The organism is Cupriavidus sp. 05N40 (genome assembly GCF_056397305.1).
On record NZ_JBFTND010000226.1, the window covers coordinates 1 to 11,403 of the forward strand.

12 protein-coding genes and 1 pseudogene are annotated in these 11,403 nt (G+C 65.3%); all 13 read left to right on the top strand.

The window, feature by feature from the left end; translation table 11 throughout:
* Positions 1-158, top strand: a pseudogene (sdhB, locus tag AC1DO7_RS34790) (succinate dehydrogenase iron-sulfur subunit); the annotation flags it as partial.
* A 79-nt stretch (positions 159-237) separates the two neighbouring features.
* Positions 238-525, top strand: coding sequence for an FAD assembly factor SdhE (locus tag AC1DO7_RS34795; RefSeq protein ID WP_441619291.1), 288 nt, complete (start codon positions 238-240; stop codon positions 523-525).
* Positions 526-566: 41 nt separating this feature from the next.
* Entirely contained in the window at positions 567-1,868 is a 1,302-nt protein-coding gene (gene gltA, locus AC1DO7_RS34800; protein WP_441619293.1) for a citrate synthase, read from the top strand.
* Between the two features lie 526 nt (positions 1,869-2,394).
* Positions 2,395-3,510, top strand: a complete 1,116-nt coding sequence (locus AC1DO7_RS34805; RefSeq protein ID WP_441619295.1) for a branched-chain amino acid ABC transporter substrate-binding protein — start codon at positions 2,395-2,397, stop codon at positions 3,508-3,510.
* Between the two features lie 143 nt (positions 3,511-3,653).
* Entirely contained in the window at positions 3,654-4,580 is a 927-nt protein-coding gene (gene livH, locus AC1DO7_RS34810; protein WP_441619297.1) for a high-affinity branched-chain amino acid ABC transporter permease LivH, read from the top strand.
* A gap of 10 nt (positions 4,581-4,590) precedes the next feature.
* Complete coding sequence (locus AC1DO7_RS34815; RefSeq protein ID WP_441619299.1) at positions 4,591-5,835, top strand: high-affinity branched-chain amino acid ABC transporter permease LivM; 1,245 nt, start codon at positions 4,591-4,593, stop codon at positions 5,833-5,835.
* Positions 5,832-6,626, top strand: a complete 795-nt coding sequence (gene livG, locus AC1DO7_RS34820) for a high-affinity branched-chain amino acid ABC transporter ATP-binding protein LivG (protein ID WP_441619301.1) — start codon at positions 5,832-5,834, stop codon at positions 6,624-6,626. The genes AC1DO7_RS34815 and livG overlap by 4 nt, the downstream gene beginning before the upstream one ends.
* Positions 6,627-7,328, top strand: a complete 702-nt coding sequence (locus AC1DO7_RS34825) for an ABC transporter ATP-binding protein (protein ID WP_441643647.1) — start codon at positions 6,627-6,629, stop codon at positions 7,326-7,328.
* A gap of 276 nt (positions 7,329-7,604) precedes the next feature.
* Complete coding sequence (leuC, locus tag AC1DO7_RS34830; RefSeq protein ID WP_441650416.1) at positions 7,605-9,014, top strand: 3-isopropylmalate dehydratase large subunit; 1,410 nt, start codon at positions 7,605-7,607, stop codon at positions 9,012-9,014.
* A 37-nt stretch (positions 9,015-9,051) separates the two neighbouring features.
* Positions 9,052-9,180, top strand: coding sequence for an entericidin A/B family lipoprotein (locus AC1DO7_RS34835; protein ID WP_441619307.1), 129 nt, complete (start codon positions 9,052-9,054; stop codon positions 9,178-9,180).
* Between the two features lie 10 nt (positions 9,181-9,190).
* Positions 9,191-9,841, top strand: coding sequence for a 3-isopropylmalate dehydratase small subunit (gene leuD / locus AC1DO7_RS34840; RefSeq protein WP_477117151.1), 651 nt, complete (start codon positions 9,191-9,193; stop codon positions 9,839-9,841).
* A gap of 41 nt (positions 9,842-9,882) precedes the next feature.
* Positions 9,883-10,950, top strand: coding sequence for a 3-isopropylmalate dehydrogenase (leuB, locus tag AC1DO7_RS34845; protein ID WP_441619310.1), 1,068 nt, complete (start codon positions 9,883-9,885; stop codon positions 10,948-10,950).
* Positions 10,951-11,304: 354 nt separating this feature from the next.
* Positions 11,305-11,403, top strand: a 99-nt coding sequence (locus AC1DO7_RS34850) for a hypothetical protein (protein ID WP_477117152.1), incomplete at its 3' end; no start/stop codon positions are given.

The window sequence follows — 11,403 nt, forward strand, 5'->3', positions numbered from 1 at the left end:
ACCAGGCCACCAGCCAGCGCCTGGACGACCTGAACGACCCGTACCGCCTGTTCCGTTGCCACAGCATCATGAACTGCGTCGACGTCTGCCCGAAGGGGCTGAATCCGACCAAGGCCATCGGCAAGATCAAGGAGCTGATGGTTCGCCGCTCGGTCTGACCGCGCGGTGGTTGTAAGCGGCGCGTCAGTCCGGGCTATCAATATGCAGTCCGGACCGGCGCGCCGGAAGTAGGGACCTATGACCGAAAGTGTTTCCCCCAGTTTCTCCCACCAGGCCGATCCGCACCGGCGTGCGCGACTGCGCTGGCGCGCGCGGCGCGGCCTCCTGGAGAACGACATCATCGTCGAACGTTTTTTCAACCGTTACGAAGAAAGCCTCTCCGACCAGGACGTGGCCGCGCTCTCTGAGCTGTTCGAGCTGAGCGACAACGAGTTGATGGACCTGCTGCTTGCCCGCAAGGAGCTGGACGGTGAGCTCGACACGCCCCCGATGCAGCGCGTCATCTCCATGCTGCGTTCGGTCTGAGTATCGTCAACATTATTAGTCAAGCATTTGAAGGAACCGACATGACACCGTCCGATGTGAAAGCCACGCTATCGTTTTCCGATGGTACCCCCAGCGTTGAGCTGCCGATTTACACCGGTACCGTAGGCCCGGACGTGATCGATATTCGCAAGCTGTACGGTCAAACCGGTAAGTTCACCTACGACCCCGGTTTCATGTCGACGGCTTCTTGCAATTCGAAGATCACCTATATCGACGGCGACAAGGGCGAGCTGCTGTACCGCGGCTACCCGATCGAGCAGCTGGCCACCAAGTGCGATCACCTGGAAACCTGCTACCTGCTGCTCAAGGGCGAACTGCCCAACGCCAAGCAGAAGGAAGAATTCGTCGGCGCCGTGATGAACCACACCATGGTTCACGAGCAGATGCAGTTCTTCCTGCGCGGCTTCCGCCGCGACGCGCACCCGATGGCCGTGCTGACCGGGCTGGTGGGCGCCATGAGCGCGTTCTACCACGACGCCATGGACATCGACGATCCGCACCAGCGCGAAATCTCGGCGATCCGCCTGATCGCCAAGATGCCGACCCTGGTCGCCATGGCCTACAAGTACAACATCGGCCAGCCGTACGTCTATCCGCAGAACGACCTGTCCTACTCGGGCAACTTCATGCGCATGATGTTCAGCACCCCGTGCGCACCGTACACCGTGAACCCGGTGCTCGAGCGCGCCCTGGACCGCATCTTCATCCTGCACGCGGACCACGAGCAGAACGCTTCGACCTCGACCGTGCGCCTGGCCGGCTCGTCGGGCACCAACCCGTTCGCCGCCATCGCCGCCGGCGTGGCCTGCCTGTGGGGCCCGGCTCACGGCGGTGCCAACGAGGCAGCGCTGAAGATGCTCGAGGAAATCGGCGGCGTCGAGAACATCACCGAGTTCATCAAGCAGGTCAAGGACAAGAACTCGGGCGTGCGCCTGATGGGCTTTGGCCACCGCGTGTACAAGAACTACGACCCGCGCGCCAAGCTGATGCGCGAAACCTGCCACGAAGTGCTGAACGAACTGGGCCTGCACAACGACCCGCTGTTCAAGCTGGCGATGGAGCTGGAAAAGATCGCGCTGGAAGACGAGTACTTCGTCAGCCGCAAGCTGTACCCGAACGTCGATTTCTACTCGGGTATCGTGCAGCGCGCGCTGGGCATCCCGACCTCGCTGTTCACCTGCATCTTCGCGCTGGCCCGCACCCCGGGCTGGATCTCGCAGTGGGAAGAGATGATCACCGATCCGGAGTACAAGATCGGCCGTCCGCGCCAGCTGTTCAACGGTGCGGCCAGCCGCGACGTGCCGGATATCGGCAAGCGCTGATCTTCGTCCCGGGCGGCCGTGCGGCCGCCTGTGGCAGCGCAGCAATACCAGACGCCCCGGCTTGCCGGGGCGTTTGTCATTCAAGGCCGAGGTCGGCTTGTGCGTTGCGGGAGGATTATTGCCGGAAAGGTGGCGAAGTCGGCAATTTCCGATGATTTGTGCTGTGGTTATGCCAATATGATCCGCATTAATTGTGCGAATTTGGCGTCAGGCAGGAGGTTTGACCCTGTAATGCGGGCTGCTTTGCCGACGGCAGCCGGGCCACCCTTCCGGACTGCGTCGCGGCGAGCGGGGCAGGCGAATCACCTGCGCAATAGAGAACGCATCAACGTTGTCTTCCGAACCAAGGCCCTCCGCCACTGCGGGGGGCTGACACATGCCGGGCCCCGCACACGCTTTCTCTTGTCTTCGTCGGCCCGTCTTCCGCGTCTCGGGCGTCTTCTCGGTAGTAGCTCGCGGGTGTTGTTCGATTGCGCAGGTCATGTCGCCTCAAGCCCATGACCAATAAATAATCGAGGAGCTCCTGATGACGCTGTCCCGTCTTACGTCCATCTCCCTGGCCACCGCACTGGTGGCCTTCGGCGCCGCCGCCAACGCGGAAACCATCAAGATCGCCATCGCCGGCCCCATGAGCGGCTCGGTTGCCCAGTACGGCGACATGGTCAAGGCTGGTGCGCTGACCGCCATCGAACAGATCAACGCGGCCGGCGGCGCCGGCGGCAACAAGTTCGAAGTGGTGCTGATGGACGACGCCTGCGAACCGAAGCAGGCCGTTGCCGTCGCCAACAAGATCGTGAGCCAGAAGATCAAGTACGTGATCGGCCACGTGTGCTCGGGCTCCACCATCCCGGCCTCGGACATCTACGAGAACGAAGGCATCGTGATGGTGACGCCGTCGGCGACCGCGCCGCAGCTCACCGAGAACAAGAAGCGCAAGTTCATCTTCCGCACCATCGGCCGCGACGATCAGCAAGGCCCGGCCGCCGCCCAGTACATCATCGGCAAGGTCAAGCCCAAGAAGGTCGCGATCCTGCACGACAAGCAGTCGTACGGCCAGGGCATCGCCTCGTCGGTGAAGAAGGACCTGGAAGCCGCCAAGATCCCGGTGGCCGTGTTCGAAGGCATCAACGCCGGCGACTCCGACTACTCCGCCGTGATCACCAAGCTGAAGTCGCAGGGCGTGGACTTCGTCTACTTCGGCGGCTACCACCCCGAAATGGGCTTGCTGCTGCGCCAGGCGCGCGAGCAGGGCGTCAAGGCGACGTTCATGGGTCCCGAAGGCGTGGGCAACAAGGACGTGACGGCCATCGCCGGCCCGTCGTCGGAAGGCATGCTGGTCACGCTGCCGGCCGATTTCTCCGCCGACCCGGCCAATGCCGCGCTGGTCAAGGCGTTCGCCGACAAGAAGCGCGACGCCAACGGCCCGTTCCAGATGCCGGCGTACGCCGCGGTCCAGATCATCGGCGACGCCATTGCCGGCGCCAAGAGCACGGACCCGACCAAGGTTGCCGCCTATATGCACAAGAACGCTTTCCAGACCCCGATCGGCAAGGTCGAGTACGACGCCCAGGGTGATCTGAAGTCGTTCAAGTTCGTCGTCTTCACCTGGCACAAGGACGCCACCAAGACTGCTGCCAACTAAGCCGCACTCCGGCTTCGCGCGCCCCGCCCGGAACACCGGCGGGGCGTTTTGGTATCGGGCTGCCGGCCCGGCCGGCCCGCGCTCCACGGCATGACCGCGGCGCGGCGGGGCATTTCCGGTTTCAAAGTTATGGGGCTTCCCGCATGAACGAGTTCCTTCCACAGTTCACCCAGCAGCTGGTCAACGGCCTGACGCTGGGTGCGATCTATGCGCTGATCGCCATCGGCTACACCATGGTCTACGGCATCATCGGCATGATCAATTTTGCCCACGGCGAGATCTACATGATCGGTGCCTATGTGGGCCTGGTGACGCTCACCGCGATCGGCGCGCAGGCGGGCTATCCGCTGCCGCTGGTGCTGGGCGCCGCCTTGCTGGTATCGGTGCTGGTCACCGGCCTGTACGGCTTCGCCGTCGAGCGGGTGGCCTACCGGCCCTTGCGTGGCGGGCCACGGCTGGTGCCGCTGATCTCCGCCATCGGCATGTCCATCTTCCTGCAGAACTACGTGCAGATCGGGCAGGGCGCGCGCGACGTCTCCGTGCCCGTGCTGATCTCCGGCGCCATCGAGTTCCAGATGGGCAGCGACTTCACCGTGACCGTGCCGTATTCGCGCCTGCTGATCGTGGGCGTGACGCTGGTGCTGATGATCGCGCTGACGCTGTTCATCGGCCACTCGCGCATGGGCCGCGCCTGCCGCGCCTGCGCCGAGGACATGCGCATGGCCAACCTGCTTGGCATCGACACCAACCGCGTGATCTCCTTCACCTTCGTGCTCGGCGCGATGCTGGCGGCGGTGGGCGGCGTGCTGATCGGCCTGAGCATTGGCAAGCTCAATCCCTTCATCGGCTTCGTGGCGGGCATCAAGGCCTTCACCGCGGCGGTGCTGGGCGGCATCGGCAGCATTCCCGGCGCCATGCTGGGCGGCGTGCTGCTGGGCCTGGCCGAGACCTTCGCCACGGGCTACATGCCGGCCGAGTACAAGGACGTCGTTGCCTTCGGCCTGCTGGTGCTGATCCTGCTGTTCCGCCCGACCGGCCTGCTAGGCAAGCCGGACGTGGAAAAAGTCTGAGGAGCGCGAGATGAGAAACGATGCATCCATGGGGCAATCCCTCAAGAACGCCATCACCGCGGCCGTCATGACCGCCATCCTCACGGTGCCGATACTCGGGCTGCAGCTCAAGCTCGAAGGCTACAAGGTGGTGTTCGAGCCGCACTGGCAGCCGGTCTGGCTGGCGGTCGGCGCGGTATTCCTGTTCCAGCTGTTCAAGCCGCTGTTCCAGCGCGCCGGCGCCGGCATCAAGCTGCCGAGTGTGCCAGCGCTGGGCGCCGGGCAGCAGCGCAAGGCGATCTGGCTGCTGCTGGCCGTCGGGCTGGTGTTTCCGTTCTTCGGCTCGCGCGGCGCGGTGGACGTGGCCACGCTGGCGCTGATCTACGTGATCCTCGGCCTCGGGCTGAATATCGTGGTGGGCTACGCCGGGCTGCTCGACCTGGGCTACGTGGGCTTCTACGCGGTGGGCGGCTACACCTATGCGCTGCTCAACCAGTATTTCGGCCTGACGTTCTGGGAGTGCCTGCCGATCGCGGCCGGCATGTCGGCGACCTTCGGTTTCCTGCTGGGCTTCCCGGTGCTGCGCCTRCGCGGCGACTACCTGGCCATCGTCACGCTGGGCTTCGGCGAGATCATCCGCCTGCTGCTCAACAACCTGACCAGCCTCACCGGCGGCCCGGACGGCGTCTCGGGCATTCCGAAGCCGAGCGTGTTCGGCATCGAGATGGCGCGCAGCGCCAGCGTGGAGGGCGTGAAGACGTTCCATGAGCTGCTCGGGTGGGAATACAGCGGCGAGCACATGGTGATCTTCCTCTACCTGCTCGCGCTGCTGCTGGTGGCGTTCACGCTGTTCGTGACGAGCCGGCTGATCCGCATGCCGATGGGGCGCGCGTGGGAAGCGCTGCGCGAGGACGAGATCGCCTGCCGCTCGCTGGGCCTGAACCCGACCCGCATCAAGCTGTCGGCGTTCACGCTGGGCGCGGCCTTCGCCGGGCTGGGCGGCGCCTTCTTCGCGGCGCGCCAGGGCCTGGTCAATCCCGAGTCGTTCACCTTCATCGAGTCCGCGCTGATCCTGGCGGTGGTGGTGCTGGGCGGCATGGGTTCGCAGCTGGGCGTGATCCTGGCCGCCATCCTGCTGACCGCGCTGCCCGAGGTGGCGCGCGGCTTCGCCGAATACCGCATGCTGATCTTCGGCCTGGTGATGGTGCTGATGATGATGTGGCGTCCGCAGGGCCTGCTGCCCGCGAGCCGCCCCCATGTGGAGTTGCCGCAATGAGCCAGGCACAGCAAGTACAACAGGCGCAACCGGAACTGCTGAAGGTCTCCGGCCTGCAGATGCGCTTCGGCGGCCTGCTCGCCGTCGACGGCATCGATTTCGACGTGCGCCGCGACGAGGTGTTCGCCATCATCGGACCGAACGGCGCCGGCAAGACCACGGTGTTCAACTGCGTGGGCGGCTTCTACAAGCCCACCGCGGGCGAGGTCACGCTGGACGGGCATTCAATCGCCCGCCTGCCGAGCCACCAGGTGGCGCGCCGCGGCCTGGTGCGCACCTTCCAGAACATCCGGCTGTTCAAGCAGCTCACGGTGGTCGAGAACCTGCTGGTGGCGCAGCACCTGCAGGTGCGCGCCGGGCTGCTGCGCGGCCTGTTCGCCACGCCGGCCTACCGCCGTGCCGAGCGCGAGGCGCTCGAGCGTGCCGCGGTGTGGCTCGAGCGCATGGGCCTGCGCCATGTCGCCAACCGCGAGGCGGGCACGCTGTCCTACGGCCACCAGCGGCGGCTCGAGATCGCGCGCTGCATGATCACCAACCCGCGCCTGCTGATGCTCGACGAGCCGGCCGCCGGCCTCAACCCGCAGGAGAAGGTCGAGCTGTCGCGGCTGATCGACCAGCTGCGCCGCGAGTTCAACATCTCGGTGCTGCTGATCGAGCACGACATGAGCCTGGTGATGGGCGTGTCCGACCGCATCCTGGTGATGGAGCACGGCCGCCCGATCGTGATCGGCAAGCCGGCGGAAGTGCGCAACGACCCGCGCGTGATCAAGGCCTACCTGGGAGAGGACTAAATGCTGAAGCTGGAACAGGTCCATACCCACTACGGCGCCATCGAGGCGCTGTCCGGCGTATCGATCGAAGTGAACAAGGGCGAGATCGTCACGCTGATCGGCAGCAACGGCGCCGGCAAGACCACCCTGATGATGACGGTGTGCGGCTCGCCGCGCGCCTCGAGCGGGCGCGTGCTGTTCGAAGGGCAGGACATCACGCGCATGCCCACCCACGAGATCATGCGGCTCGGCATGGCGATCTCGCCGGAAGGGCGGCGCGTGTTTCCCAGCCTGACCGTGCTGGAGAACCTCAAGATGGGCGGCTTCTTCGGCAAGCGCGACGAGGTCGAGGCGGGCATCGAGCATGTCTACACGCTGTTCCCGCGCCTCAAGCAGCGCTCGGGCCAGCGCGCCGGCACCATGTCCGGCGGCGAGCAGCAGATGCTGGCGATTGGCCGCGCGCTGATGAGCCGGCCGCGCCTGCTGCTGCTCGACGAGCCCACGCTCGGCCTGGCGCCGCTGGTGATCGCGCAGATCTTCGACATCATCCGCACCATCCGCGCGGAGGGCGTCACGGTGTTCCTGGTCGAGCAGAACGCCAACAAGGCGCTGGGCGTGGCCGACCGCGGCTATGTGCTGGAAACGGGGCGCGTGGTGCTGGCCGATACGGGCGCCAACCTGCTGGCCAACGACCGCATCAAGAGCGCCTACCTGGGCGGCTGACCTCTGGCGCTCTTCCCCACGGCGGGGGAGGGCGCCAGCCCCTTTTCGCCATCGGCGAAATCCCCCTTTCGCCAATCACATTACATCGACAGGCCCGATCCGCCCGGGCGGGGCCCGGCCGCGCGGTATCGCTGTGGCATAATCGATTGTGATGTCAAGCATCGCTGCAAGCTGCATTTCCTGCACGCATTTGCCGCGACAAAACCTCCCCGCAAACTACCGCGCGACGCCGCCAACCGTGCAGTACCGAACGGTCCCGGCCCGCCCTCCTGCATCATGGCCAAGACGCTTTACGACAAACTTTGGGATGACCACACCGTGCACGTCGAGGACGACGGCACGACGATGCTGTATATCGATCGTCATCTGCTGCACGAAGTCACCAGCCCGCAGGCATTCGAAGGCCTGAAGATCGCGCAGCGTCCGGTCTGGCGCATCAGCGCCAACCTGGCCGTGTCGGACCACAATGTGCCGACCACCGACCGCACCCAGGGCATTGCCGACCCGGTCTCGAAGCTGCAGGTGGACACGCTGGACGCCAATTGCGATGCGTACGGCATCACCCAGTTCAAGATGAACGACCTGCGCCAGGGCATCGTGCACGTGATCGGGCCGGAGCAGGGCGCCACGCTGCCGGGCATGACGGTGGTGTGCGGCGACTCGCATACCAGCACGCATGGCGCGTTCGGCGCGCTGGCGCACGGCATCGGCACCTCCGAAGTGGAGCACGTGCTGGCCACGCAGACGCTGCTGGGCAAGAAGGCCAAGAACATGCTGGTGCGCGTGGAAGGCAAGCTGCCGCGCGGCTGCACCGCCAAGGACATCGTGCTGGCCATCATCGGCAAGATCGGCACCGCCGGCGGCACCGGCTACACCATCGAGTTCGCCGGTTCGGCCATCCGCGAGCTGACCATGGAAGGGCGCATGACGGTGTGCAACATGGCCATCGAAGCTGGTGCCCGCGCCGGCCTGGTGGCCGTGGACGACATCACGCTCGACTACGTCAAGGGCCGCCCCTTCTCGCCGCAGGGCGTGGAATGGGACCATGCAGTGGCCTACTGGCGCACGCTGCATTCCGACGCAGGCGCGCATTTCGACCAGGTGGTGGAACTGCGCGCGGAAGACGTCCGCCCGCAAGTGACCTGGGGCACTTCGCCCGAGATGGTGGTCAGCATCGAAGACCGCGTGCCGGATCCCGAGAAGGAGAAGGACCCGAACAAGCGCAACGCCATGGAGCGCGCGCTCGAGTACATGGGGCTGCAGCCCAATGTGCCGGTCGACAGCATCAAGATCGACAAGGTCTTCATCGGTTCCTGCACCAACAGCCGCATCGAGGACATGCGCGCCGCGGCGTGGGTCGTGCAGAAGCTGGGCCGCCGCGTGGCCGGCAACGTCAAGCTGGCGATGGTGGTGCCGGGCTCCGGGCTGGTCAAGGAGCAGGCCGAGCGCGAAGGGCTGGACAAGGTCTTCAAGGCCGCCGGTTTCGAATGGCGCGAACCGGGCTGCTCCATGTGCCTGGCCATGAACGCCGACCGCCTCGATCCGGGCGAGCGCTGCGCATCGACCTCGAACCGCAACTTCGAAGGCCGGCAGGGCGCGGGCGGACGCACGCACCTGGTGAGCCCGGCGATGGCTGCCGCGGCCGCCATCGAGGGCCATTTCGTGGACATCCGCCAGCTCGGCTGAACCGCCGGCCCAAGGCAACAATACGCGCAGTCCCATCATGAAACACGCCCTGATCGTCCTCGCATGCTTCGGCATGCTGCAACTCGCCGGCTGCCACACCATGGCCGGCGTTGGCAAGGACACGCAGGCTGTGGGCCGTTCGCTCGAGAACGCGGCCCGCAAGTAAGGAACCGACCATGGACAAGTTCACTGTACACAGCGGGCTCACGGTGCCCCTGGACCGCGAGAACGTCGACACCGACGCCATCATCCCGAAGCAATTCCTCAAGTCGATCAAGCGCACCGGCTTCGGCCCGAACCTGTTCGACGAATGGCGCTACAAGGACGTGGGCGAGCCCGGCCAGGACAACAGCCGCCGTCCGCTCAACCCGGACTTCGTGCTGAACCAGCCGCGCTACCAGGGCGCGTCGATCCTGCTGGCGCGCCGCAACTTCGGCTGCGGCAGCYCGCGCGAGCACGCGCCGTGGGCACTCACGCAATACGGCTTCCGCGCCGTGATCGCGCCGAGCTTTGCCGACATCTTCTTCAACAACTGCTACAAGAACGGCCTGCTGCCGGTGGCGCTGACCGAGTTGCAGGTCGACCACCTGTTCAACGAGACCAACGCGTTCAACGGCTACAAGCTGACCATCGACCTGGACAAGCAGGTGGTGCTCACGCCGGGCGGCGATGCCTATGCGTTCGACATCGCGCCGTTCCGCAAGTACTGCATGCTCAACGGCTTCGACGACATCGGCCTGACGCTGCGCCATGCCGACAAGATCAAGGCATACGAGGCGGAGCGCGTGACGAAGATGCCGTGGCTGAACAACCGCGTGGTCGGCTGAGCCGCCGCAGATCGCCGAAGACAATACAAGGAAGACACAGCATGAAAATCGCAGTCCTGCCGGGTGACGGCATCGGTCCCGAGATCATCGCGGAGGCCGTCAAGGTCCTGAACGCGCTCGACGAGAAGTTCGAGCTGGAAACCGCCCCGGTGGGCGGCGCCGGCTACGAGGCCAGCGGCCATCCGCTGCCCGACGCCACGCTCAAGCTGGCCAAGGAAGCCGACGCCATCCTGTTCGGCGCCGTGGGCGACTGGAAATACGACAAGCTCGACCGCCCGCTGCGTCCCGAGCAGGCCATCCTCGGCCTGCGCAAGCACCTGCAGCTGTTCGCCAACTTCCGCCCGGCGATCTGCTATCCGGAGCTGACGGGCGCTTCGAGCCTGAAGCCCGAGCTGGTGGCCGGCCTGGACATCCTGATCGTGCGCGAGCTCAACGGCGACATCTACTTCGGTCAGCCGCGCGGCATGCGCGAAGCACCGGACGGTCCTTTCCAGGGCGCGCGCGAAGGCTTCGACACCATGCGCTACAGCGAGCCGGAAATCCGCCGCATCGCGCACGTGGCCTTCCAGGCCGCGGCCAAGCGCGGCAAGAAGCTGTGCAGCGTGGACAAGGCCAACGTGCTCGAGACCTTCCAGTTCTGGAAGGACATCGTGATCGAAGTGCACAAGGAATACCCCGAAGTCGAGCTGTCGCACATGTACGTGGACAACGCGGCCATGCAGCTGGTCAAGGCGCCCAAGAGCTTCGACGTGATCGTCACCGGCAATATGTTCGGCGACATCCTGTCGGACGAGGCAGCCATGCTGACCGGCTCGATCGGCATGCTGCCGTCGGCTTCGCTGGACGCCAACAACAAGGGCCTGTACGAGCCGTCGCACGGCTCGGCGCCGGACATCGCCGGCAAGGGCGTGGCCAACCCGCTGGCCACCATCCTGTCGGCGGCGATGATGCTGCGCTACTCGCTGGGCCGCGCCGGGCAGGCCGACCGCATCGAGAACGCGGTCAAGACGGTGCTGGCCCAGGGCTACCGCACCGGCGACATCCTGACGCCGGGCTGCAAGCAGGTCGGCACGCGCGAGATGGGCGACGCCGTCCTGGCGGCCCTGTAAGCGGCGTGCGCCAAGGATCAAGGCAGTAAGTTGAAAAGGCGTCCCATGTGGCGCCTTTTCTTCTGGTTTTCTTTAATTTGTCCCCGATTTCCCGCGTGTGGCACTGCCGCAAAATCGTGTAGACTTTGTCGATGGTCCGAATCTTCCAGTCCCCCTCGACTGCCAGCGCCCTCCTGACTGCTACCCGCAGCCCGGCCGGCCTGGGTTCGCACGGCCACCCGCTTACCGCAACGACGATTAAAACCATTACCAAAACGATCGGCTAGATCGTTCGTCGTGCCTGCTCGTCTTCCCCGCGCAGTCACGTCGGGCGAGGAAAGCGCGGGGAAGTTCAAATCACATCCGAGGTAAGTCATGATTGTAGGTCTCGTCGGTTGGCGAGGAATGGTCGGCAGCGTCCTGATGCAGCGCATGCAGGAAGAGCGTGATTTCGACCATATCGAGCCCGTATTC